Below are 22,972 nucleotides of genomic sequence, written 5' to 3' on the forward strand. Positions count from 1 at the left end.
AGGTGGGCACGCTCCCGCTTTGCCCACCCTACGGGGGCACTGGGCTTTGCTTACTGCCCGAGCTTCGCCAGCTTCTCTTGCTTCGCGGCCTCCACCGCACGCTCCGCATCCTCCGGCAGCAATATCCGCTCCGCCACCTGCCTTGCCGCCTCACGCTTTACCGCCGCCACATACGCGCCGTCATCGGCATAGCGCTCCGCGATCGACAGCCTGGGATCGTGCACTTCCTTGCGCGCCGCTTCGGTCGGTGCGAACGGCACCACCGCGCCTTGCAATGGATAGAGTGCGGTTGGGCCGAATCCTGTCGCGCGCGGATTCCAGGCGGTGTAGGTCGCGCGCGGTACGGCGAGCGCGAGCTGGCGAATGCCCGCGATCGCCATGCCGTCATCGTCTGCCTTGGGCACGAACACGGGATAGCGGCCGATCTCCTTCGGCGGCAGCACGCTCTGGTCGGAGAAGGCGGCCAGCGTATGGATGCCGGCATAGGGCAGGCCGGGGATGTCCGTCGGCACCGCGCCTTGCGCGGCTACCAGCGTGCCGTGGGCGCGCATGGGGACGCGGCTTGCGGGCGGTTTTGTGCTGTCACTGATCCATGCGTTGAGGTCGGTGAGCAGCGCGCGCATCGGCATGCCCGCATGCATCGGGTTTTGCGGCAGCGACATCCCAGGCAGGCCTTTGCGCATGATATCGGCGGCTTCGGCGAAATGCGGTGTGCCTGATATCATGTAGGCGCGGACATTGTCGGGGAGGTCGAGGTGATTGCCGGCGAGATCGGTGACCAGCAGCGAGGCGTGCGAGGCCCACCATTCGTGCTCGCTGTCGGTCTGCATCACCTTCGGGCAGGTCGCCGAGAGCGAGCAGCGGCGCAAGAGGCCGTCGGTCTTGCCGGAATAAGGATCGCTCAGTGTTGCGTAGGTGAAGGGGAAGAGGTCGGCCTGCCACGCCGGGTCTTGCATGTGGCGCGGGTTGCGGCCGGGCAGGCCGAAGCGGACATTGGTCGCCATCCGCCGCGTGCCGGCGACATGCGGCATCAGTCCATCAAACACCATGCGCCCCTGGAGATCCTCGTTGAAGCCGAGATAAACGAAGTCGCGCAGGAAGCGGCCGGATTGCGAGACGCCAAAACCGATGGCGCGGCTGACCGACGGATGCAGGCCGTCGAGCAGCGGGTTGGCCTGCGTCTCGTCGTGGCGAAGGAAGCTGACGACGTCGCGCACGGCGGCATAGCCCATGCCGAGCGGTACCGGATCGCGCGCCGTGTAGGTGATCTCGTAGAGCGCGCCGGCGTCAAAGCCGTCGGGCCGGGTGATCTCCAGCGTCGAGGGATCAACAAGCTTGGCGGAGAGGCCGGCCGGCGTTTGCCACGGATCGGCCCAGGCGGCACGCACGGTGACGTTGAGATTGGCTGCATCCGCAGCGGGCCAGGTCAGCGTCGCGCGCACCGGGCTGGTCGTGTTGTCGAACACGACTTCTTCGCGCGCGGGGCCGGTGACGCCCTTGAGCGCCGGGGCGGCCATCGCAAGTTGTCCCGGCTTGGAGGGGATGTCGCCCTGCCAGCCGACCCAGACCATCGTGTAACCTTGCCGGTGCAGGAAGCCGATGCCGGCATCCTCGGCCTTGTCCGCATTATTGGCGCCGGGCTGGGCGGAATCGTCGAACAATTGCGGCGCGAGCTTTCTGCCGCGATTGGGCACGTCCAGCAGCAGCGTGCCGTTGCCGTGGGTCGGATCGGTCGGACGCAGGATCACGACGTCGGCGGTGGCCTCGACCTTGCCGTCGGCGTTGCGCGGAGCGAGTGCGAGATCGGTGATGACGGCATTGCGGTCGTCGGCCGGGTTCAGCGCGAAGGTCGCGCGCGCGGTGATGCGCTCATAGGTGCCGACGCTGCCAAAGCTGCGCCCCGAGAAGGCGGGCACGCGTTCCGTGATGTCGAAGCGGACGATCTCGGCGCGCGAAGCGAGGGGGAAGACGCTGGCGATCGCGATGATGCCCGTGATGATCCTGCGCATGGCCGGTCCTTCCCCGATGTCGCGCGCTCCTCATGTTCCGTCGCGCGGGCTTTTTGTTGCCGGCACTATAACCAGCTATGCTCTGGCCAAACAACAGGAGGAAATCCGATGCCCGCCGCCGACTTCGTCGTCCGCGCCATTGTCGCCGATGCCAGCAAGCGCGCCGTCTTCGCCACATTGAAGCGCTCGCGCGAGACGCCGGTGCTGGCGCAGGAATTTGCGAAGTAGGACGCGCTCCCGTCGCCTTTGCAATGAACCTGAACGCGCGATTCAGCAGCAGTTCATGTCGCGAGCCCGACACTTCCTTGGCATCACTTGATCGACCAAGCGGAGGACATGTCATGGAGCGCCGGAGTTTTTTGAAGCTAGCTTTGAGTGTCGCGGCCGGTGCCGCCACGTTCACGGCCGCCGCACAGGCGGCGCCATTGGCGCCCCAAATGCTCGGTGATCCCCGCATGCCGCAAGGCAATCCGGACGCTCATCCTGCCGTCACCAGCAGCGAGGAAGCAGCCCAACTCAAGCCGGAGCAGGTGCGCTGGGGCCACGGCCACTGGCATCACCGGCACTGGGGCTGGCGCCATCGTCATTGGGGCTGGCGCCGTCGCTGGCACCGCCGCCACTGGCGTCGCTGGTAACGCCGCGCCTGGACTGAAAAAGGGGATCGCGATTGCGATCCCTTTTTTGCTATGGGCGAATTGCTATGGGCCAAGCCTCTCAACAAAAAAGGCCGCGCAGCTTTCGCCGCGCGGCCATTTCGCAAGTGCGAGAGATCAGAATGGGCGGCAGCGACCGGCGTACCAGCGGAAGCCATAGGGGCACACGCGCGGACGCACGACGACGACCGGCGGAGCGACCACGACCGGGCCGGGAGCCACGACGACCGGGCCGCGCATCGGACGGCAGCCGCCATAGGGACCGCGGTACCAGCCTGGGCCGCAACCACCGGCGGCACTGGCCGCCTCGCTGAAGCCGACGACCGCGCTGGCGAGCATCACGGCGGCAAACAGATATTTCATTTGATCTTCCTTCTCGTCCTTCGGGGCAAGTTTATGGGGGTAGATTGTAGGGTTTGCGCGCTTGTGGCGCACAATGAATCAAAAGATACGATTCGACATGTTAATTTTTGCGACATGTCGGCACGGCGCGATCCAAACCTGCCAATCATGACCTGAATGCGGCATGAACATTCGCTGCGTACGGCATTGCGCGACATGACTGGCGCTAGCTAGCGGCCGAGAAAGCCCAGCACCAATTCCCGGTACTTCTCCGGCGCCTCCAGGAAGACGAGGTGGCCCGTGTCCGGAATGACTTCAGCCCGCGCGTTCGGCATCTTCGCCGCGAACGCTTTTGCCAGCTCGGCGTTCTGCCCCATCTTCGGCCGCAGCGCCTCCGGTGCGTTGGGCCGGCCCGGTGCGTTGTGGTCATCGGTGCCCATGATGAACAGCGTCGGCTCGGTAATCAGCGGAATCTCGTGCGCGACCGGCTCGCGATAGATCATCTGGCCCGAAGAGACGAAGGCGCGCAGCCAGCGCGGATAATCCGGGCTGCCCTTGATATTGAAGCGGGCGTCGATGAACGGCGTGATCGCATCGCCCGGCAGCTTGATCGCGTAATTGGTCTGGAGCTGTTTTCGATAGCCGTCGGCGGTAAGCTTGTCCTCGGTCTCGATCATCTTCTCGGTCGGCGTCGGCGGCACGTAGAGGCGGTAGTCTTCCAGCCCGATCGGCGCGGTCAGCACCAGATGGGCGACGCGATCAGGATAGGCGCGGGCGATGCGCACGCCCAGCATGCCGCCGAGCGAATGCGCGACGACATCTGCCTTGTTGATCTCCAAGTGATCGAGCAGCGCAATGGTGTTGCGCGCCAGCGTGTCGAAATGCAGCTCGCCCACAGGCTTGGATGATTTGCCGAAGCCGACCTGGTCCGGCACCACGACGCGATAACCGGCCTCGTTGAGCATCTTGATGACAGGCGCCCAATAGCTCGACGGAAAATTGCGCCCGTGCAGCAGCACCACAGTGCGGCCGTTCGGCTGCGCCGGCGCGACGTCCATATAGGCCATGCTGAGCTGCTCGCCGTCATTGACGACCGGCAGCACGTGCACGGGATAGGGATAGGCAAAGCCTTCGAGCGCGATGCCGTAGGGCTCGCGTTGGGGCGTGTCGGCCGCGCGGGCGGCGAATGGGAAAACGAGCAGGGTGGCGGCGAGGGCGGCCGGGAGGATGCGGATCATGGAGGTCTCTGACGGTCACGAAATGACCATCCGCATAAGCGCGTGCATGGCCGGGTCAAGCCCGGCCATCATGAGAGTGGAAGCTCACACGCAATTGTGTGCGTGGTCACTCCTTCTCGCCGCCGAACAGCGCCGCAAACTGCTTCTCGCCGGTGCGGGTGAAATTCACCACGCGACTGCCGGGCGTGGCGTCGCGCGCGGCCCATTTCAGCTCGGCGAAACGCTGCATGATCGCGGCACCTAGTGTGCCGGCGAGATGGTGACGCCGCTCGCTCCAGTCGAGGCAGGCCTTGCACACCGGGCGGCGCGGATGGCTGAGCATATCGGTCGAGATCTGCAAATTCTTGGCGAGGAAGCGCTCGCCCTCGGCGGTCAGCTCGATCTCCTGCTTCTTCTGCTTGACCAGGTTTCGCGTGCGCAGGCTATCTAGCATCTGCACGCCGAGATCGCCGGCCAAATGGTCGTAGCAGATCCGTGCGCGCCGCAGCGCCGGATCCTTCGGCCCGGTGCGCACGCGCATGTGCCCGGTGCGCGCGGCAAGGCCGGCAAGGCCTTCGAGCACGCCGGCGACGTCGTCGTCGGTGAGGCGGTAGTAACGGTGGCGGCCCTGCTTCTCCGGCTCGACCAGCCTGCCGGCCTCGAGCTTTGAAAGATGCGAGCTCGCGGTCTGCGGCGTGATGCCGGCCTCCTGCGCGAGCTCGCTTGCGGTGAGCGCGCGGCCGTTCATCAGCGCCGTGAGCATGTTGGCGCGGGCGGGATCGCCAACCAGCGCGGCGACCATGGCGATGTCGGGGCCTGATTTCATGCTTCGATGATAGCCGAAGCATTGCGGTCGGGCAAGGGCGTAGCTTTTCACCAACTCGTCATTGCGAGGCGCGCAGCGACGAAGCAATCCAGACTGTCCCTGCAGAGGGATTCCTGGATTGCTTCGCTGCGCTCGCAATGACGGAGGAAACATCAGGAGAGCCCCACATGTCCGTCACCGTCTTCATCCGCTACCAGCTCGATCCGTTCAAGCGCGCGCAGTTCGAGGAGTACTCGAAACGCTGGCTCACCATCATCCCGAAATGCGGCGGCGACCTGATCGGCTACTTCATGCCGCATGAGGGCACCAACAATATCGCGTTCGCGCTGATCAGCTTCGAGAGTCTCGCAGCTTATGAGGCCTATCGTGCGCGGCTGCGGCAGGATGCCAATGGCATGGCGAACTTCCATTTTGCCGAGGACAACAAATTCATCCTCGCGGAAGAGCGCACCTTCCTGCGCAAGGTGGTAGTGTAGGCCATCAACGATAAGGAGCCGCCCATGATCGCCGTGATCTTCGAAGTCTGGCCCAAGCCGGAACATCGCCAGGACTACTTCGACCTCGCGGCCGATCTGAAGCCGATCCTGCAAACCATCGACGGCTTCATCTCGGTCGAGCGCTTCGAAAGCCTGACCGAGCAAGGCAAGGTCCTGTCGCTGTCATTCTGGCGGGATGAGGCCGCCGTCCAGGCCTGGCGCAACACGATGGAGCACCGGCGCACGCAGGCCAAGGGCAGGGCGCAGATTTTTGCCGACTATCATCTGCGCATCGCAAGCGTCATCCGCGACTACGGCATGAATGATCGCGCGCAGGCACCCAAGGACAGCCGCGCCGTGCACGACGCGCACTAGCGCTCGTGGGCGCGTGTGCCTATCTCTGCGCGGCCAACAAGGGAGAGAAACATGCATGTGACAACTGCTGACAAGCGCGCGACGTTCAGGAAGATGCACGAGGGCGGCTGCTTCATCCTGCCAAATCCGGTCGATGTCGGCGGCGCCAAGGCGTTGCAGCATCTCGGTTTCAAGGCAATCGCGTCGTCGAGTGCAGGCTTTGCCTGGACCATCGGCAAGGCCGACAATCGCGTCAACGTCGAGGACGTCTGTCAACATCTGGCGGCATTGAGTTCCTCGGTCGACATTCCCGTGAATGCGGATTTCGAGGGCGGTTTTGCGGTCGAGCCGGACAAGGTCGCGGACAATGTCGCGCGCGGCGTGCGCACCGGTGTCGCGGGCCTGTCGATCGAGGATTCCACCGGCGACAAGGACAAGCCGATCTATGATCGCGCACTTGCGATCGAGCGTATCAAGGCTTCGCGCAAGGCAATCGGCGACAGCGGCACGCTGCTGGTCGGCCGTTGCGAAGCGTTCTTATGGGGCGTGACCGATCTCAAGCTCGTCATCGATCGACTCACGGCCTATGCCGATGCCGGTGCCGACTGTCTTTACGCGCCGGGCTTGAAGACGCGCGAGGACATCGCCGCAGTGGTGAAGGCTGTCGCACCAAAACCTTTCAACCTGCTGATCGGCGGCTCCGGCCTGTCGTTGCAGGAAGCCGAGGATCTCGGCGTCCGGCGCATCAGCGTCGGCGGCTCGCTCGCCCGCGCCGCCTGGGGCGGGTTCATGCGCGCCGCAAAGGAGATGGCGGAGAAGGGGACGTTTGCCGAGCTCGCAACCGGTTATCCCGGCGGCGAGCTGAACAAGATGTTCAGCTAGGTAGAAACAAACAGCGGCGGGATGTTGTGTCCCGCCGCTCTTGCGTCCGCTCGACGTCATGCCCGCGAAGGCGGGGCATCCAGTAAGCCGAGGCCTATCGATCAATCGCTGCCGTCTCGGAGTACCTGGATCGCCCGGTCAAGCCGGGCGATGACAGTGGTGCATTACTTGGCGCCGTCCGACGGTGCCTGAGTATCCGGGGCCGGCTTGCTTGGCGCCGCACCGGTGGTCACGCCCGGCGCAGTGTTGTTGCGCGGGGTCGCGTCACGCATGCCAGGAGGCGCAGCCGGGTTGGTTGGCGGCGCCTGCTGTGCGGTCTGGTTTGCCGGCGCGTTACTCGCCTGGTTACTGGTGCTGGTATTATTCAGCCCGTAGAACACGGCGCCCAGTATCAAGGCGACGGCCACGGCAAACAGGGCAACCTTGCCGCTGGAGGCGGGGCCCTCGCCAAGCTCGGGATCGGCCTGCAGGTCGGCGTCCCGGCGTGCCGCGCGAAGATACTCATCGTCGGCGAAGTTCGGGCGATACGGATCGTTGGGAAAACGGTCGTCAGCCATCGATTGGGTCTCCTCGATTATTGCGGCGAGACAACCCGGAGATGCGAGATTCTGTTCCGCGTCCCTTTATGCTTTCGTCGTATGTTGCCTCGCATCGGGAATCGGGAACCTGTTCATCCGGGAACCCCGACATAGGTTCCACTGCGGGACTGAGGGAACAAAGCGATGTGGAGCCTGCCGCCGAGCGATAGCGTGCTGCATTTCCTCTCCTTGGTCGCGGTCGCCGCGCAGGCCATGACGGCTGCACTCTCGGCTGGCCGCCGCAGCATGGATTGGTTAGGTGTCTGCTTCCTCGGCTGCATCACCGCGCTCGGTGGCGGCACGCTGCGCGATCTCTTTCTCGGGCATTATCCGCTGGCCTGGGTGCAAAACCCGATCTATCTCGCGCTGGCCGGCAGCGCCGCCTTCCTCACCATCCTGTTCGCCCGGCTCGTGCACCGGCTGAAGCTCGCCTTCATCGTGCTCGATGCCATCGGCCTCGTCGTCTTCACCATGACCGGCTGCGACATCGCCTGGCAGATCGATGCTTCGCTGCCGATCGTCATCGTCTCCGGCATGGTGACGGGCTGCGCCGGCGGGGTGTTGCGCGACGTGCTCTGCAATGACGTGCCGCTGCTGTTCCGCTCGGAGCTCTACGCCAGCGTCTCGGTGGTGACGGGGCTGTTCTATGCCACCGCTTTCGGCCTCAATCTCAACGCCGAGCTCTGGACCATTTTGACCTTCGTGCTCGGCATCAGCTTTCGCCTGCTCGCGGTGCGCTACAAATGGGATATGCCGAAATTCGCGTTCACGGGCGATGAGGAGTGAGGCTGACGTCGCCCCTCTCCATCCACGTCGTCATTGCGAGCGCAGCGAAGCAATCCAGACCGCCGCCGCGCAAAGATTCTGGATTGCTTCGCTGCGCTCGCAATGACGGAGGAGAGCTACGGCTGCTGTCCGCGTGCCTTGGCCACTTGTGCGGGCGTCACCAGCGGGCCGGCATTGCCCCAGGAATTGCGGATGTAGTTCGTCACCGCCGCGATCTCGTCGTCGGACAATTGCCTGGCGTAGCCTGGCATCTCGCCGGTGTTCGGCGCCCGCGGCGTTGTCACGGTGTGGGCGCCGTCGAGGATGATGCGCAGGGTGGAGGACGGGTTGATCGATTGCAGCAGCGCATTGCCCGGCAGCGGCGGGTAGATCCGCGGCGCGCCGGAGCCGTCGGCTTCATGGCAGGCGATGCAGAGTTTTGCGTAGACGGCCTGACCGGCTTTCATCTCGGCCTCATCCGGCGGCGTCACCTTCGGCTCGCGGCGTACCGGCGGCAGGTCCTTCAGATACGCTGCCATGGCGCGGACATCGGCATCGCTCATCTTCGAGGTCGAATTGACGATCACTTCCGCCATCGGCCCGTCGGCGTGGCTCCTCGCATTGCGGCCGCTCTGCAGATATTCGGTGATGTCGTCCGCACTCCACGATTGCAGGCCGGTGCGGGAGGCGCCATCGAGGCGCGGCGCGTACCAGCCGCCGAGCTCGCTGCCCGCCAGCGCCTGCACGGTCTTGTCGGCGCCAAAATAGTTCTTCGGCGTGTGGCAGGCGCCGCAATGGCCAAGCCCGGTGACGAGATAGCCGCCCCTGTTCCACATAGCGCTCTTGCTTTGGTCGGGTTCGAACAGGCCGGGTGTGAAGAACAGCAAATTCCAGGCCCGCATCAAGCCGCGATAGCCGAACGGCCAGCGCAGCTCCGGCGGCTTGTTGCGGCTGGCGACCGGCGCGAGGGTGCCGAGATAGGCCCGGATCGCCAGCGTATCGTCCTTGGTCATCCGGGTGAAGTAGGGGTAGGGGAAGGCCGGGTAGTAAAGCGAGCCGTCCGGCGCGAAGCCGTAGCGCACGGCGCGGGTGAAATCGGCATCCTGCCAGGCGCCGATCCCGGTGTCGCGGTCCGGCGTCAGGTTCGGCGCATAGATCGCGCCGAAAGGCGTGTCGATGCGCTTGCCGCCCGCAAACGGCTTGGTGGGATCGGCGGTGTGACAGCCGGCGCAGTTGCCGGCCTCGACCAATGTCTTGCCGTAGGCGATCAGCTCGGGCGATGGCTCAGCGGCAACGGCTGCACCCGCAACCGCACTGCACAAGACCAGGCCAACCAGAATCCTCCGCATCGTCGACCCTTCTTGCTGCGACTCATCAGCCCATTCGCATCATACGGGCGGCACGTCGTTTCGCGACGCCGGGCCATGGTGACACAAACTGAAAATCGCCATGCCTTTCCGGCCACGAAATTGCGTTTTTTTCCCGTCGTCGCCGAAGGCCCAGATTTGTGATGCGCCGCGTCAAATATCCGACATAGAGTGGCGGCGGTGGTCGGCGCGCCCTAGCTAAAAACGACGGGCAGGCAACGGCTTAATGAGCAAGGCCTGAGCAGGGCGGCAAAGAGGACAACATGGGCATCAACCAGGGTCCGATCAGTCTCGATCAAAAATACACCCAGGACACCGGCCATATCTTCACGACGGGCATCCAGGCGCTGGTCCGCCTGCCCATGGCCCAGATCCGTCGCGACCGTGCCGCTGGCCTGAACACCGCGGGCTTCATCTCCGGCTACCGCGGCTCGCCGCTCGGCGGCTACGACCAGCAGCTCTTCGCGGCGCGAAAGCATCTCGAGCAGTACAACATCAAGTTCCAGCCCGGCGTGAACGAAGATCTGGCGGCCACCGCCGTCTGGGGCTCGCAGCAGCTCAACCTCTCGCCCGGTGCCAAATACGACGGTGTCGTCGGCATCTGGTACGGCAAGGGCCCCGGCGTCGATCGCAGCGGCGACGTGTTTCGCCACGGCAACGCGGCCGGCTCCGCCAAGAACGGCGGCGTGCTGTGCCTCGCCGGCGACGACCACGGCGCAAAATCCTCCACCGTCCCGCATCAGTCCGACCACGCCTTCATCTCGGCGCTGATGCCGTATCTCTATCCCTCGAGCATCCACGAGATGATCGAGATGGGCCTGCTCGGCATCGCGATGTCACGCTATTCGGGCTGCTGGGTCGGCATGAAGGTGATCACCGAGACGGTGGAGACCACCGCCGAGATCGACCTCACCGACGAGATGAAGCCTTTCATCATCCCACCCGATTTCGAGCTGCCGCCCGGCGGGCTCAATCTGCGCTGGCCCGACGACCGTTTCGAGCAGGACCGGCGCCTGCAGGATTACAAGGGCTTTGCCGCGATCGCCTTTGCGCGCGCCAACAAGGTCAACCGCGTCACCATGGATTCGCCGAACGCCCGCTTCGGCATCATGGCCTCGGGCAAGAGCTACGAGGACGTCCGCCAGGCGCTGCGCGAGCTCGGGATTACCGAGCAGGTCGCCGCCAGGATCGGTCTTCGCCTCTACAAGATCGGCATGCCCTGGCCGCTGGAGCCGGAAGGGGTGCGGCAATTCGCGGTCGGGCTCGAGGAGATCTTCATCGTCGAGGAACGGCGCGAGATCGTCGAGAACCAGGTCAAGCAGGAGCTGTTCAACTGGCGCGATGACGTCCGTCCGCGCATCGTCGGCAAGATGGACGAGCACGACAAGCGCTTCCTGACCTTCTCGGCCGAGCTCAGCGTCGCCTCGCTTGCGACCTCGCTCACCGAACGTCTCCTTCGACTTAATCTCAATCCTGAAATCGCGGAGATGCTCCGCGCCAAGGCCGACTGGTTCAATGGCCGCCAGGCCACCCAGATGCAGGCGACAGCGCCTGTCTCCCGCACTCCCTACTTCTGCTCCGGCTGTCCCCACAACACATCGACGAAAGTCCCCGAAGGCAGCCGCGCGCTAGCCGGCATCGGCTGCCACTTCATGGCGCTGTGGATGGACCGCTCGACCGAGACCTTTACGCATATGGGCGGCGAGGGCGTGCCGTGGGTCGGCATCGCGCCCTTCACCAACGAGAACCACATTTTCGCCAACCTCGGCGACGGCACCTATTTCCACTCGGGCCTTCTCGCCATCCGGCAGGCGGTCGCCTCCAAGACCAACATCACCTACAAGATCCTCTACAACGATGCGGTGGCCATGACCGGCGGCCAGCGTCATGACGGCGATCTCTCGCCGCAGCAGATCACCTTCCAGCTCCATGCCGAGGGCATTCGCGAGATCTATCTGGTCTCGGAAGCGCCCGACACTTATCCGGCCGGCACCATCGCACCCGGCGTGAAGAAGTATCACCGCGACGAGCTCGACAACGTCATGAAGATGTGCCGGGACTCCAAGGGCACCTCGGCCATCGTCTTCGTGCAGACCTGCGCCGCCGAGAAGCGCCGCCGCCGCAAGCGCGGCCTGATGGAGGATCCGGCGCGCCGCGTCATGATCAACCCGGCCGTGTGCGAGGGCTGCGGCGACTGCTCGGTGCAGTCGAACTGCATCTCGGTCGAGCCGCTGGAGACCGAGTTCGGCCGCAAGCGCGCCATCAACCAGTCGTCCTGCAACAAGGACTATTCATGCCTCAAGGGGTTCTGCCCGTCCTTCGTCACCATCGATGGCGGCGCGCCGCGCCACCGCGCGCCGGCCGAGCTCGCTGACATCGGCACGCTGCCGGAGCCGGCCTCGCGCCCGACGCTCGACAAGCCCTACAACATCGCGGTCGGCGGCGTTGGCGGCACCGGCGTGCTCACCATCGGCGCACTGCTCGGCATGGCCGCGCATATCGAGGGCAAGGCCTCGATGATCCTCGACATGTCCGGCCTCGCACAGAAGGGCGGCGCGGTGCTCAGCCACGTCCGCCTCTCGGATCATCCGGCGGAAGTGACGTGCTCGCGCATCGTCACCGGCACCGCCGACGTCGTGCTCGCCGCCGACGAGGTGGTCGCGGTCGCCAAGGATACGATCTCGCTCTGCGACACCACCCGCACCCGCGGCATCATCAACAGCCACGTCATTCCCACCGCCGATTTCGTCCTCAACCGCGACTTCAACTTCCAGACCCGCAAGCTGAACGGACTTTTGGAAACGGCGCTACACAAGGACTCCGTCTTCTTCGACTTCACCAAGCCGGCCGAGCAGCTGCTGGGTGACAGCATCGCCACCAACATGATGATGATGGGCTTTGCCTATCAGAAGGGCCTGCTGCCGCTGTCGGCGGAGGCGATCGAGCAGGCGATCGAGGTCAACGGCGTCTCGATCAAGATGAACAAGGAAGCCTTCCGCCTCGGCCGCCTCGCGATCGCGGACCCCGCGCGCCTCGCCGAGATGCTGAAGGGGACGGACGAGGTTGCGGCACCCAAGACGTTGGATGCCATGACGCTGGACGAGGTCATCGCGCATCGCGCCAAGCATCTCGCCGCCTACCAGAACGGCCGCCTGGCCAAGCGCTATCGCAAGCTGGTCGATCAGGTCAGTGACGCCGCCAAGCAGGGCGGCTACGACGAGGCGCTACCGCGTGCTGTCGCGATCAACTACGCAAAGCTGCTCGCCTACAAGGACGAGTACGAGGTCGCGCGGCTCTTCACCGATGGCGCCTTCGAAAAACAGCTCCGCGACCAGTTCGAGGGCGACTTCAAGTTCAGCTTCAACCTGGCCCCGCCGATCCTCAGCCGCGGCGTCGACGTGCTCGGCCGCCCGAAGAAGCGTGCCTTCGGCCCGTGGATGCTGAAGGCATTCCGCGTGCTGGCAAAATTCAAGTTCCTGCGCGGCACGGCACTCGACATCTTCGGCCGCAGCGCCGACCGCAAGCTCGAGCGCGATTTGATCACAGGCTACGAGAAGGACGTCGCCACCGTGCTCGGCCTGCTGTCGCCGCTCACGATCGACACCGCGGTCGAGCTGTTGTCACTGCCGGACCGCATCCGCGGCTACGGTCCGGTGAAGGAGAAGGCGGTGGCGGACGCCAAGGCCCGCTACGCCCAGCTCGCCGCGGACCTGGCGAACCCGCCGCCGGCGCCGAGGCAGATCGCGGCGGAGTAGGGGCTTCGTAGGGTGGGCAAAGGCGCAAAGTGCCGTGCCCACCATCTCACCAACATTGCGGTCTGAAGAGGTGGGCACCTTCGCTTTGCCCACCCTACGATTTCCTGTTTGAAATCAACCACCGTTCTACTGTGCATGGGGTTGTTTTCGACCAATATGGTTGTTCCGATAAAAAGAAAATCGCTTGTGCCGTCGGGCAAAACACCTTTAGGGTTTTGGCCGATCGAAGCTCTCGTGCCCCGGACGCAGCGCAGCGCTTCTTTAGCGGTGCGCTGCAGAGCCGGGGCCCATGTTGCAACGATGTGCGCGGGCGGCATGGGTCCCGGCTCTGCGCAGCAAAGCTAAGGCGTTGCAGCGCGTCCGGGACATGAGACGTCAGCGAGAATTGCGCCAACCCGCTACCCTCTCGCCCGACGGAATATTTCCGCGCTTGCCAATCCGCCCAGTGCGGTTCAGAAAAACGAAGCAACAAGAAACGCGAGCGGAGACCTCTGTTTTGACCATCAAGGGCAAGGCCTACATTGCCGGGATCTACGAACACCCGACCCGGCATGCGCCGGACAAATCCACTGCCCAGCTTCACGCCGAGGTCGCGAAGGGCGCGATCGAGGATGCCGGGCTCAGTAAGGACGATGTCGACGGCTATTTCTGCGCGGGCGACGCGCCCGGCGGTGCCTGGCCGATGGTCGATTATCTCGGCCTCAACACCAAGAAGCTCCGCCACGTCGACTCGACCGAGACCGGCGGCTGTTCCTACATCATCCATCTCGGCCACGCGGCTGAGGCGATCGCGGCGGGCAAGTGCTCGATCGCGCTGATCACGTTGGCCGGCAAGCCGCGGACCGGCGTGATGCCGCCGCGCGCGGCCGGCGCGGAAGCCGATTTCGAGTCCGCTTACGGCGCGACCACGCACAATGCCTATGGCATGTGTGCCATGCGTCACATGCACGACTATGGCACCACCTCGGAGCAGCTCGCCTGGATCAAGGTCGCGGCCTCGCATCATGCGCAATACAATCCGCATGCGATGCTCAAGGACGTCGTCACCGTCGAGGACGTGCTGAACTCGCCGATGATCTCCGATCCCTTGCATCGCATGGATTGCTGCGTCGTCTCCGACGGCGGCGGCGCGCTGATCGTGACGACGCCGGAGATCGCCAAGAGCCTGAAGAAGCCGCTGGTCAAGCTGATCGGCCATGGCGAGGCGATGAAGGGTCCGCGCGGCGGCAAGGATCTCGATCTCACCTACTCCGCCGGCATCTGGTCCGGCCCGCGCGCGTTCGAGGAAGCCGGCATCACGCCGAAGGACATCAAATACGCTTCCATCTACGACAGCTTCACCATCACGGTGCTGATGCAGCTCGAGGACCTCGGCTTCTGCAAGAAGGGCGAGGGTGGCAAGTTCGTCGCCGACGGCAACCTGATCTCGGGCGTCGGCAAGCTGCCGTTCAACACCGACGGCGGCGGCCTCTGCAGCAACCATCCCGTCAACCGCGGCGGCATGACCAAGGTCATCGAGGCCGTCCGGCAGCTGCGCGGCGAGGCGCATCCGAAAGTGCAGGTCAAGAATTGCGATCTCGCCATCGCCCACGGCACCGGCGGCCTTTTGGGCGTTCGCCACGCCGCCTCGACGGCCATTCTGGAGCGCGTGTGATGGTAGATGCAAAAAAATACCCGGCCCCGGTCACGAACCCCGAGACCGCGGCGTTCTGGGACGCGGCCAGCCGCGGCAAGTTCATGATCAAGCGCTGCACGGCCTGCGGCGAAGCGCATTACTTCCCGCGCTCGATCTGCCCGTTCTGCTATTCCGACAAGACGGTGTGGGAAGAGGCCTCGGGCGAAGGCACGATTTACACCTGGAGCCTGATGCGGAAGTCGCCGACCGGTCCGTATGCGATCGGTTACGTCACGCTGAAGGAGGGCCCGTCGTTGCAAACCAATTTTGTCGACTGCGATCTTGAGAAGCTGAAGATCGGCCAGAAGGTGAAGGTGGTGTTCAAGCCGACCGACGGCGCCCCGCTACCGTTCTTCACGCCGGCCTGAAATTCTTCCCTTCCCCCCTTGTGGGGGAAGGTGGCGCGAAGCGCCGGATGAGGGGTATCGCTCCGCAGATTGTTCGATGTGGAGGCAACCCCTCACCCAAACGAGTTCGCCGCACGGCTCTCGCGGCCCTCTCTCACAAGGGGAGAGGGCACATTAACGAGCGCCGCTGTTCGCTGAGAAGAATACCGGGAGGAAACAACAAAATGTCCGCCAGATACGAAGAACTCAAAGGCCTAAAAAACCTCGGCCAGAAATATGGCTACAGCGATCGCGAGGTCATGCTCTACGCTTACGGCATCGGCCTCGGCGCTGATCCCATGGACGAGAACGAACTCGCCTTCGTCAACGAAGGCACGTTGACACCGCGGCCGCTGAAAGTAGTGCCGACCTTTGCCTCCGTCGCCGCATGGGGCTCGGGCCCGGGTGAGATGAATCTCAACCGCGTCATGGTGGTCGACGGCGAGCGCGACATCACCTTCCACCAGCCGCTGCCGGTCGCCGCCAACATCACCGCCGATTCCTCCGTGGTCGAGGTCTACGATAAGGGCAAGGACAAGGGTGTCGTGATCAGCCACCAGACCGTGCTGAAGAACGAGAAGGGCGAGAAGCTCGCCACGCTGGTTGCCTCGCGCTTCGCCCGCGGCGACGGTGGCTTCGGCGGTCCGAACCTGACCCAGCCAGATCCGCACAGGATTCCCTCGCGCGCGCCCGACAAGACCATCGACATCGTCACGCGCCCTGACCAGGCGCTGATCTATCGCCTCTGCGGCGACCGCAATCCGCTGCATTCTGATCCGGAGTTTGCGAAGAAGGCCGGCTTCCCGCGTCCGATCCTGCACGGCATGTGCACCTACGGCATCACCTGCCGCGGCGTGCTGCAGACCTATGCCGACTACGACGCCAGCGCGTTCCGCCAGCACGTCGCGCGGTTCTCCTCGCCGGTGTATCCCGGCGAGACCGTGACCATGGACCTCTGGAAGGACGGCAACACGATCTCGTTCGAAGCCAAGGTGAAGTCGCGCGGTGTCACCGTGATCAAAAACGGCAAGACGATCTTAGGTTAGGGGGACTCTCATGCCCCGGACGCAGCGTTCCTTCAGCGGTGCGCTGCTGAGCCGGGGCCCAGAGCCGCCCAAGGAAGAACTGGGTCCCGGCGCTGCGAAACAGCGTTTCACGCTGCATCGCGTCCGGGACACAAAACAACAAAAGCAGGGAGAAGCCACCATGGGACTACTCGACGGCAAGGTTGCGCTGATCACCGGCGCGGGCGGGGGGCTCGGTGAAGCCTATGCAAAGCTGTTCGCGCGGGAAGGGGCCTCGATCGTCGTCAACGACCTCGGCGGGCCCCGCGACGGCTCCGGCGCCGACAAGTCGATGGCGCAGCTCGTGGTGGACGCGATCAAGGCGGAGGGCGGCAAGGCGGTCGCGAATGGTGCCGACATCTCGACCATGGAAGGCGGCCAGTCGGTGTTCGACGACGCCATCAAGCACTTCGGCCGCGCCGACATCCTCGTCAACAATGCCGGCATCTTGCGCGACCAGACGTTTGCCAAGGCTAGCGAGTCCGACTGGGACAAGGTCATCAAGGTGCATCTGAAGGGCACCTTCTGTTGCACCATGCCGGTATTTCGCTGGATGCGGGAAAATGGTGGTGGTGTCATCGTCAACACCTCCTCGACCTCGGGATTGATCGGTAATTTCGGCCAGAGCAATTACGGCGCGGCCAAGGGCGGCATCTGGGGCCTGTCCAATGTGCTGGCGATCGAGGGCCGCAAATACAACATCCGGATCTGGACGCTGGCCCCAGGCGCGCTGACCCGCATGACCGCAGACCTGCCCCGCTATAAGGAGAACCCCTCGGCGGCGCTGGGGCCGGACGGCATCGCGCCGGCCGTGCTATACATGGTCAGCGACTTGTCGGGCGACCAGACCGGCAAGGTGCTGGGCGTGTCCGGGCCCCGCGGCGTGCGCGAAATGCGGATGATGGAGATGGAAGGCTGGAAACCGCCGCACTCGGGCTGGAACGCCCAGGACATCGCCGATCATGCCAAGGAGATCTTCTTCTCCGAGGAGCAGATCAAGATGGGTGCGCGGCGGTTTTAGCCACACTGTCATTCCGGGCCTGTCCCTTCGGGCCATCCCGGAATGACGAATAGAGAGAGACAAGGTAAGACGATGAAACTGACCGCCGACGCCAAGGGCACCTTCGCAATCGCGCCGACGCCGTTCCACGATGACGGAAGGATCGACGAGCGCTCGATCGACCGCCTGACCGATTTCTACGAGGAGGTCGGCTGCGACGGCGTCACGGTGTTGGGCATTTTGGGTGAGGCGCCGAAGCTCGATGCTGCCGAGGCCGAGCAGGTGGCGGTGCGCTTCGTCAAGCGCGCCAAGACAATGCAGGTGATCGTCGGCGTCTCCGCGCCGGGCTTTGCCACCATGCGCTCGCTGGCGAAGGCCTCGATGGACGCAGGCGCCGCCGGCGTCATGATCGCGCCGCCGCCCTCGCTCCGCACCGACGACCAGATCATCGGCTATTACAAGCAGGCGGCCGAGGCGATCGGTCCCGACGTGCCCTGGGTGCTCCAGGACTATCCGCTGACCTTGCAGGTGGTGTTCACGCCGGCCGTGATCCGCAAGATCGTCACCGACAATGCGAACTGTGTGATGCTCAAGCACGAGGACTGGCCGGGTCTCGAAAAGATCTCGACCCTGCGCAATTTCCAGAAGGACGGCTCGCTCCGTCCGCTCTCGATCCTCTGCGGCAATGGCGGTCTCTTTTTGGATTTCGAGATGGAGCGCGGCGCCGACGGCGCCATGACCGGCTACGCCTTTCCCGAGCTTCTGATCGACGTCGTGGACCTCTCCAAGGCCGGCAAGCGCGATGCGGCGCATGATCTGTTCGACGCGCATCTGCCGCTTATCCGCTACGAGCAGCAGCCGGGTGCCGGCCTTGCCGTGCGCAAGCACGTGCTGCAGAAGCGCGGCATCATCGCCTCCAGCGCCCAGCGCAAGCCCGGCGCGACCATCACGCCGGCGGCGAAGGCGGAGGTCGACTACCTGCTGTCGCGCGTCGCCCGCGTCGACAAGCGCGCCAATCTCGGCCCGCAATCGAGTGCCGCAGGTTAGTTGAATGCCCGAGACATCAGCATCGCGTCCCGCGTCGACGATCCTCCTGCTGCGCGACGCAGCAAAGGAAGTTGAGGTCTTCATGATGGTCCGCCATCATCAGATCGAGTTCAACTCGGGCGCGCTGGTGTTTCCCGGCGGCAGCGTCGATGCCGGCGATCAGGAGATCGTCAAGCGGTCCGACCTCTACTCGGGCGGCGAGGGCCTGAGCGAATCCGATCGCGGCTTCCGTATCGCCGCGATCCGCGAAACCTTCGAGGAAAGCGGTATCCTGCTGGCGCGGTCGAAGGGCTCGAACACGCCCGTTGATGCCAGGCGCGCCGGCGAGATCGCCGATGCGCATCGCGTCGCGCTCAACGAGCACAAGATCAGTTTCATGAGCATCCTGGCCGACAATGGCCTCCAACTCGCGCTCGACACGCTGGTGCCGTACGCACACTGGATCACGCCGGAGGGCATGCCGAAGCGTTTCGACACCTGGTTTTTTCTTGCGGCAGCACCGCCCGACCAGCTCGGCGCGCATGACGGACGGGAGTCGACCGACTCGATCTGGGTCTCGCCGCGCGAGGCTGTCGAGGGCGGCGAGAGCGGCCGCTTCAAGCTGCCGTTCCCGACCACGCGCAACCTGATCCGGCTTGCCAAGCAAGGCAGCGTGAGCGCCGCGCTAGATCATGCCAAGGGTATGTCGATCGTCACGGTGATGCCGGTCATGACCAAGACCGAGAGCGGCCGCCAGCTCCGCATCCCCCGCGAGGCCGGCTATGACGGCGAAGTGTTCGAGGTCGGCGCGGTCGGCTGACACAGTTCGACGTACGACGAACTATTGCGCCTGTGGCCGCTGTATGTTCCATCCACTGAAAGCTGGACGGAGCGCGCCATGGATAACCGGCAGGACACAAATGTCGCCTTCGAGCTGGCGCTGCTGATCGTGCTCGCCACGCTCTGGGGCGGCTCCTACACCTTCATCAAGCTTGGCGTCGCCACCATCCCGCCGGTCACGCTGATCGCCGCGCGCACCACGATCGCAGGCCTGCTGCTGCTCGTCGTCATGTGGGCGAGGGGCATCAGGATTCCCAGGGACGTCGCGACCTGGCAGCGCTTCGCGTTCCAGGCCGTGCTCAACAGCGTCATCCCCTGGACGCTGATCGCTTGGGGCGAGCGCCATGTCGATGCTGCGCTGGCTACCATCCTCAACTCGGCCGGCCCGATCTTCACTTTCCTGCTCACCGCGGTCGTCACCCGCCATGAGGCCACGACCCCGCGAAAACTGTTCGGCGTGGTGGCCGGCATGGCCGGCATCCTGCTGATCGTCGGCGTCGATGCGCTCCACGACATCGGCAGCGGCCTCGTCGCGGAAGCCGCGATCGTTGCCGCCACCATCTGCTACGCTTGCGCTGCGATCTTCGGCCGGAGCTTCAAGGGCCTCGATCCCTTGGCGCCCGCGGCCGGCTCGCTGCTGGCGGGCGCGGCCGTGCTGATCCCGGCCTCGCTCGTGCTCGAAGCGCCCTGGACACTATCGCCCTCGCTGAGCTCGGTCCTGGCGCTGCTCGCGCTGGCGGTGTTTTCGACCGCAGCGGCGTTCGCCATTTACTTCCGCCTGATCCAGACCCTCGGCTCGGTCGGAACCACCGCCCAGGCCTATCTCCGTGTCCCGATCGGGGTCGCCATCAGCGTCGCCTTCCTGGAGGAAACCCTGAGCCAGACCGCCTGGATTGGCTTGGCCTGCGTCGTCCTCGGCGTTGCCGCCATGACGGTCCCGGCCCGGCGCCCGGCTGTTGCTAAACCATCATGAAAAACAACTGCTTCCCAATGTCGGAGGCATGTTCCCCCGGAGCCGCGATACAGCGTATATTAGGGGTGTATGGAGTCCGGTTCCGCCCCAATGCCCGTCGAAACGCCACCGAATCTGCCGCCGAATCGATCGTTTTCGCTGTCGATCGGTCAGATGACGTTCGGCAGCTTCATTCTGGTGCTGGCGGTAATCATCGTCACCTCGACCGCCAGCGTGATCGCGATCCGGCATATCGACGCCACCTTCGCCGAGCTGCAGCGGCTGCAAAGCGTCGGCGATCTGGCGGAAGACATCGACCGCCGCATGAACGACCTGCGGCTCGCCGCGCGTGACTTCGTCACCGATCCCGGTGCCGGCATCCAGTTCAAGCAGGTGGGCGAGGCCGCCTCGACCCTGAGCGACATCCTCAAGAAGACCCGTATCGATCTTGCCCCTGAACAGCAGGACATGATCGACGGCGTCTCCGAGCGGCTAGCGACTTACCGCAGCGGGCTGGAGCGGATCTCGACCCTGATCGATCGCCGAGCGCAGTTGCTCGCCGGGCTGCCGCCGCTGCGCGACCAGTTCGATGCGGCAGTCTCCGAAAGTGGAGACCGCGATCTCGCCGCCCGCCTGTCGGAGGCGCAGAGCCGGATCGCGCTCGGGCTGCTCGCACGCAACCCGTCCGCTGCCGAACAGGCTGCGCAGGGCATGTTGGCGATGGACATCGCAGATAGCAGGCTGAAGGCGGCCGTGAACAATTACGCCGATGCCCTCGTCGCGGTCGCTGTCCGCGAACGGCAGATCGCCGATATCGACCGCGAGGTGCTGGGAACCGAGGGCCGGCTGATCGGCCGCGTCACCGAATTGCTCCGTGACGTCAGCGACCGCCGCGGCCACGTGCTGTCGCGCGATTTCGCCCGGACGCTTGCGGAGGCGCGCTGGCAGAGCATCGTGCTCGGCAGCATGGGTGTGTTGATCGGCATCCTCGCCGCGGGCTTCGTGGTGCGCCGGACGGTGCGTCCGCTGGCCCAGATCGCGCGCTCCATTCGCGCCCTTGCGGCGGGCGAGAAGAATACGTCGATCCCGTCGGCCGATCTCAACAACGAGATCGGCGACATCGCACGCGCGGCAGAGGTGTTCCGTCGCGCGTTGGAAGAAGCCGACACCGCACGAGAGGCAGCCGTGCGAGCGCTCACCGAGCAGCGGCTGGCCGAGGAAAGCTATCGCAAACTGTTTGAGGGTTCGGTCGACGGCATCTACGTGACGACGCCGTCCGGCGACCTCCTCAACGCCAATCCGGCCCTGGCGCGGATGATGGGCTATGACAGCCCGCAGCACCTGATCGACAGCATCAACGACATCGCCCACACCATCTACGTCGATCCCGAGGCGCGCGTCGAGTATCAGCGGCTGATGCACCGCGACGGCATGGTGCGCGAGTTCGAATATCAGGTGCGCCAGCGCAGCGGCAATGTTCTCTGGCTTTCCGACAGCGCAACCGGGGTGCGGGATGAGCAGGGCAGGATCGTCCGCTACGAGGGCACACTGCGCGACATCACCGACCAGAAGCGGGCGGAAGACGCCATCGCCGAAGGCCGGCGCCTGCTCCAGCAGGTCATCGACACCGTGCCGGCCGTCATCAACGTCAAGGACCGCGACCTGCGTTACGTGCTGATGAACCGCTACATGGCCGGCATCTTCGGCATCGAGCCCGGTGACGCGCTCGGTCGCACCACCGCGGACCTGATGTCGCGCTATGGCGCGGCCAAGACCGACGAGAACGACAAGCGCGTGCTCAATTTCCGCAAAGGTCTCGGCTTCTACGAGGAGGAGTACAAGGATTCCTCCGGCAACATGCGGCAATGGCTGGTCAACAAGCTGCCGCTGCTTGATGCCGAGGGCGAGATCGAGCGGATCGTCACCGTGGCGCTCGACATCGGTGAGCGCAAGCGTGGCGAGCAGGAGATGCGGAAGGCGAAGGACGCCGCCGAGACCGCGCTGCGCAATCTGCGCGAGACCCAGGCCTCGCTGATCGAGGCGGAGAAGCTCGCGGCCCTCGGCCGCCTGGTCGCCGGCGTCGCGCATGAGGTCAACAATCCCGTCGGCATCAGCCTCACGGTTGCCTCTGCGCTGGAACGCAAGACCGCGATCTTCAGCGCCGAGGTCGAGCGCGGCGAGCTTCGCCGCTCGACACTGAACGACTATCTCAACACCAGCCGCGACGCGTCCTCGCAGCTCGTCTCCAATCTCAACCGCGCAGCCGAGCTGATCCAGTCGTTCAAGCAGGTCGCGGCCGACCGCAACTATTCGGACCAGCGCAGCTTCGATCTCGCCGACCTCACCGAGCAGGTGGTGATGAGCCTGCGCCCGGGCCTGCGCAAGCAGAACCTGACGCTCAACGTCGAGTGCCAGCCCAACCTCACCATGAACAGCTATCCCGGCCCGTACGGCCAGGTGCTGACGAATCTGTTCCTGAATTCGGTGGCGCACGCCTTTCCGGACGGACGTCCGGGGATCATCGACATCCGGGTGCGCGAGTCCGGCAAGGACAATGTCGAGATCATCGTCGCTGACAATGGCTGCGGCATGTCGCTCGACGTGCGTCGCCGCGCCTTCGATCCGTTCTTCACGACGCGGCGCGACCAGGGTGGCACCGGTCTCGGATTGCACATCGTCTACAGCATCGTGACGAACCGACTCGGCGGGCGGCTCGACCTCGATTCCGAGACGGGCGAGGGGACGCGCATCCAGATAATCCTGCCGCGCACAGCACCGCTCGAGCAGGCTGCGGAATAGTCGGCC

20 protein-coding genes are annotated in these 22,972 nt (G+C 64.8%); 14 read left to right on the forward strand and 6 right to left on the reverse strand.

All coding sequences use genetic code 11. The annotated features are described in order from the left end of the window. Positions 1-50: 50 nt before the first annotated feature. Positions 51-2,009 carry an alpha/beta hydrolase domain-containing protein gene (locus FXB38_RS08155; protein WP_148750367.1) on the reverse strand — a complete coding sequence of 653 codons (1,959 nt, stop codon included), beginning with the start codon at positions 2,007-2,009 and terminating at the stop codon, positions 51-53. Positions 2,010-2,350: 341 nt separating this feature from the next. Here FXB38_RS08155 and FXB38_RS08160 point away from each other — a divergent pair, with 341 nt between their 5' ends. Next, positions 2,351-2,644, forward strand: coding sequence for a twin-arginine translocation signal domain-containing protein (locus FXB38_RS08160; RefSeq protein WP_148750435.1), 294 nt, complete (start codon positions 2,351-2,353; stop codon positions 2,642-2,644). Positions 2,645-2,779: 135 nt separating this feature from the next. Here FXB38_RS08160 and FXB38_RS08165 read toward each other — a convergent pair whose 3' ends face one another. The 3 genes from FXB38_RS08165 to FXB38_RS08175 form a co-directional block, all read right to left on the reverse strand. Then, complete coding sequence (locus FXB38_RS08165; protein ID WP_128966804.1) at positions 2,780-3,025, reverse strand: GCG_CRPN prefix-to-repeats domain-containing protein; 246 nt, start codon at positions 3,023-3,025, stop codon at positions 2,780-2,782. Positions 3,026-3,234: 209 nt separating this feature from the next. After that, positions 3,235-4,242: an alpha/beta fold hydrolase gene (locus FXB38_RS08170; protein WP_148750368.1), complete on the reverse strand. Its 1,008-nt coding sequence runs from the start codon at positions 4,240-4,242 to the stop codon at positions 3,235-3,237. A 106-nt stretch (positions 4,243-4,348) separates the two neighbouring features. Then, positions 4,349-5,047 (reverse strand): ArsR/SmtB family transcription factor, encoded by a 699-nt coding sequence (locus FXB38_RS08175; protein WP_187434741.1) that lies wholly within the window; start codon positions 5,045-5,047, stop codon positions 4,349-4,351. A gap of 167 nt (positions 5,048-5,214) precedes the next feature. On the opposite strand from FXB38_RS08175, the gene FXB38_RS08180 reads away from it, so the two are divergent. From FXB38_RS08180 to FXB38_RS08190, 3 genes are read left to right on the forward strand one after another with little or no spacing between them, the layout of a single operon-like run. Further along, positions 5,215-5,523, forward strand: a complete 309-nt coding sequence (locus FXB38_RS08180) for an NIPSNAP family protein (protein WP_148750370.1) — start codon at positions 5,215-5,217, stop codon at positions 5,521-5,523. A gap of 24 nt (positions 5,524-5,547) precedes the next feature. Further along, positions 5,548-5,898 (forward strand): antibiotic biosynthesis monooxygenase family protein, encoded by a 351-nt coding sequence (locus tag FXB38_RS08185; protein ID WP_148750371.1) that lies wholly within the window; start codon positions 5,548-5,550, stop codon positions 5,896-5,898. A 51-nt stretch (positions 5,899-5,949) separates the two neighbouring features. Continuing rightward, positions 5,950-6,759 (forward strand): isocitrate lyase/PEP mutase family protein, encoded by an 810-nt coding sequence (locus FXB38_RS08190; protein ID WP_148750372.1) that lies wholly within the window; start codon positions 5,950-5,952, stop codon positions 6,757-6,759. Positions 6,760-6,923: 164 nt separating this feature from the next. On the opposite strand, the gene FXB38_RS08195 is transcribed toward FXB38_RS08190, so the two are convergent. Beyond that, positions 6,924-7,316: a hypothetical protein gene (locus tag FXB38_RS08195; protein WP_148750373.1), complete on the reverse strand. Its 393-nt coding sequence runs from the start codon at positions 7,314-7,316 to the stop codon at positions 6,924-6,926. A gap of 165 nt (positions 7,317-7,481) precedes the next feature. Between FXB38_RS08195 and FXB38_RS08200 the strand changes: the two genes are divergently transcribed. Further along, complete coding sequence (locus FXB38_RS08200; protein WP_148750374.1) at positions 7,482-8,123, forward strand: trimeric intracellular cation channel family protein; 642 nt, start codon at positions 7,482-7,484, stop codon at positions 8,121-8,123. A gap of 116 nt (positions 8,124-8,239) precedes the next feature. Here FXB38_RS08200 and FXB38_RS08205 read toward each other — a convergent pair whose 3' ends face one another. Further along, positions 8,240-9,451, reverse strand: a complete 1,212-nt coding sequence (locus FXB38_RS08205; protein WP_148750375.1) for a cytochrome c — start codon at positions 9,449-9,451, stop codon at positions 8,240-8,242. A 281-nt stretch (positions 9,452-9,732) separates the two neighbouring features. Between FXB38_RS08205 and FXB38_RS08210 the strand changes: the two genes are divergently transcribed. From FXB38_RS08210 to FXB38_RS08250, 9 genes are all read left to right on the forward strand, one after another. Continuing rightward, complete coding sequence (locus FXB38_RS08210) at positions 9,733-13,224, forward strand: indolepyruvate ferredoxin oxidoreductase family protein (protein WP_148750376.1); 3,492 nt, start codon at positions 9,733-9,735, stop codon at positions 13,222-13,224. Positions 13,225-13,720: 496 nt separating this feature from the next. Then, complete coding sequence (locus FXB38_RS08215; RefSeq protein ID WP_148750377.1) at positions 13,721-14,878, forward strand: thiolase domain-containing protein; 1,158 nt, start codon at positions 13,721-13,723, stop codon at positions 14,876-14,878. Next, a complete protein-coding gene (locus FXB38_RS08220) occupies positions 14,878-15,267 on the forward strand; it encodes a Zn-ribbon domain-containing OB-fold protein (RefSeq protein ID WP_148750378.1) in 390 nt (129 codons plus the stop codon). The genes FXB38_RS08215 and FXB38_RS08220 overlap by 1 nt, the downstream gene beginning before the upstream one ends. 203 nt (positions 15,268-15,470) lie before the next feature. Next, positions 15,471-16,331: a MaoC family dehydratase gene (locus tag FXB38_RS08225; protein ID WP_187434742.1), complete on the forward strand. Its 861-nt coding sequence runs from the start codon at positions 15,471-15,473 to the stop codon at positions 16,329-16,331. A 160-nt stretch (positions 16,332-16,491) separates the two neighbouring features. Beyond that, a complete protein-coding gene (locus FXB38_RS08230) occupies positions 16,492-17,370 on the forward strand; it encodes an SDR family oxidoreductase (RefSeq protein ID WP_148750380.1) in 879 nt (292 codons plus the stop codon). A gap of 72 nt (positions 17,371-17,442) precedes the next feature. After that, positions 17,443-18,396, forward strand: a complete 954-nt coding sequence (locus FXB38_RS08235) for a dihydrodipicolinate synthase family protein (RefSeq protein WP_148750381.1) — start codon at positions 17,443-17,445, stop codon at positions 18,394-18,396. Positions 18,397-18,400: 4 nt separating this feature from the next. Continuing rightward, positions 18,401-19,195 (forward strand): NUDIX hydrolase, encoded by a 795-nt coding sequence (locus FXB38_RS08240; protein WP_148750382.1) that lies wholly within the window; start codon positions 18,401-18,403, stop codon positions 19,193-19,195. Between the two features lie 78 nt (positions 19,196-19,273). Further along, positions 19,274-20,188: a DMT family transporter gene (locus FXB38_RS08245; RefSeq protein WP_148750383.1), complete on the forward strand. Its 915-nt coding sequence runs from the start codon at positions 19,274-19,276 to the stop codon at positions 20,186-20,188. Between the two features lie 90 nt (positions 20,189-20,278). After that, the gene (locus tag FXB38_RS08250; RefSeq protein WP_148750384.1) at positions 20,279-22,966 is read left to right on the forward strand and encodes a PAS domain S-box protein; all 2,688 of its coding nucleotides are present in this window, start codon (positions 20,279-20,281) and stop codon (positions 22,964-22,966) included. The last annotated feature ends 6 nt before the right edge of the window (positions 22,967-22,972 follow it).

Origin of the sequence: Bradyrhizobium cytisi (assembly GCF_008123515.1) — a bacterium.
GTDB lineage: Bacteria > Pseudomonadota > Alphaproteobacteria > Rhizobiales > Xanthobacteraceae > Bradyrhizobium > Bradyrhizobium cytisi.

Excerpts from the sequence above, each read along its gene's own strand:
- FXB38_RS08155 (WP_148750367.1), bottom strand. The coding sequence starts at position 2,009 with ATGCGCAGGATCATCACGGGCATCATCGCGATCGCCAGCGTCTTCCCC.
- FXB38_RS08160 (WP_148750435.1), top strand. The coding sequence starts at position 2,351 with ATGGAGCGCCGGAGTTTTTTGAAGCTAGCTTTGAGTGTCGCGGCCGGT.
- FXB38_RS08165 (WP_128966804.1), bottom strand. The coding sequence starts at position 3,025 with ATGAAATATCTGTTTGCCGCCGTGATGCTCGCCAGCGCGGTCGTCGGC.
- FXB38_RS08170 (WP_148750368.1), bottom strand. The coding sequence starts at position 4,242 with ATGATCCGCATCCTCCCGGCCGCCCTCGCCGCCACCCTGCTCGTTTTC.
- FXB38_RS08175 (WP_187434741.1), bottom strand. The coding sequence starts at position 5,047 with ATGAAATCAGGCCCCGACATCGCCATGGTCGCCGCGCTGGTTGGCGAT.
- FXB38_RS08180 (WP_148750370.1), top strand. The coding sequence starts at position 5,215 with ATGTCCGTCACCGTCTTCATCCGCTACCAGCTCGATCCGTTCAAGCGC.
- FXB38_RS08185 (WP_148750371.1), top strand. The coding sequence starts at position 5,548 with ATGATCGCCGTGATCTTCGAAGTCTGGCCCAAGCCGGAACATCGCCAG.
- FXB38_RS08190 (WP_148750372.1), top strand. The coding sequence starts at position 5,950 with ATGCATGTGACAACTGCTGACAAGCGCGCGACGTTCAGGAAGATGCAC.
- FXB38_RS08195 (WP_148750373.1), bottom strand. The coding sequence starts at position 7,316 with ATGGCTGACGACCGTTTTCCCAACGATCCGTATCGCCCGAACTTCGCC.
- FXB38_RS08200 (WP_148750374.1), top strand. The coding sequence starts at position 7,482 with ATGTGGAGCCTGCCGCCGAGCGATAGCGTGCTGCATTTCCTCTCCTTG.
- FXB38_RS08205 (WP_148750375.1), bottom strand. The coding sequence starts at position 9,451 with ATGCGGAGGATTCTGGTTGGCCTGGTCTTGTGCAGTGCGGTTGCGGGT.
- FXB38_RS08210 (WP_148750376.1), top strand. The coding sequence starts at position 9,733 with ATGGGCATCAACCAGGGTCCGATCAGTCTCGATCAAAAATACACCCAG.
- FXB38_RS08220 (WP_148750378.1), top strand. The coding sequence starts at position 14,878 with ATGGTAGATGCAAAAAAATACCCGGCCCCGGTCACGAACCCCGAGACC.
- FXB38_RS08225 (WP_187434742.1), top strand. The coding sequence starts at position 15,471 with ATGTCCGCCAGATACGAAGAACTCAAAGGCCTAAAAAACCTCGGCCAG.
- FXB38_RS08230 (WP_148750380.1), top strand. The coding sequence starts at position 16,492 with ATGGGACTACTCGACGGCAAGGTTGCGCTGATCACCGGCGCGGGCGGG.
- FXB38_RS08235 (WP_148750381.1), top strand. The coding sequence starts at position 17,443 with ATGAAACTGACCGCCGACGCCAAGGGCACCTTCGCAATCGCGCCGACG.
- FXB38_RS08240 (WP_148750382.1), top strand. The coding sequence starts at position 18,401 with ATGCCCGAGACATCAGCATCGCGTCCCGCGTCGACGATCCTCCTGCTG.
- FXB38_RS08245 (WP_148750383.1), top strand. The coding sequence starts at position 19,274 with ATGGATAACCGGCAGGACACAAATGTCGCCTTCGAGCTGGCGCTGCTG.
- FXB38_RS08250 (WP_148750384.1), top strand. The coding sequence starts at position 20,279 with ATGCCCGTCGAAACGCCACCGAATCTGCCGCCGAATCGATCGTTTTCG.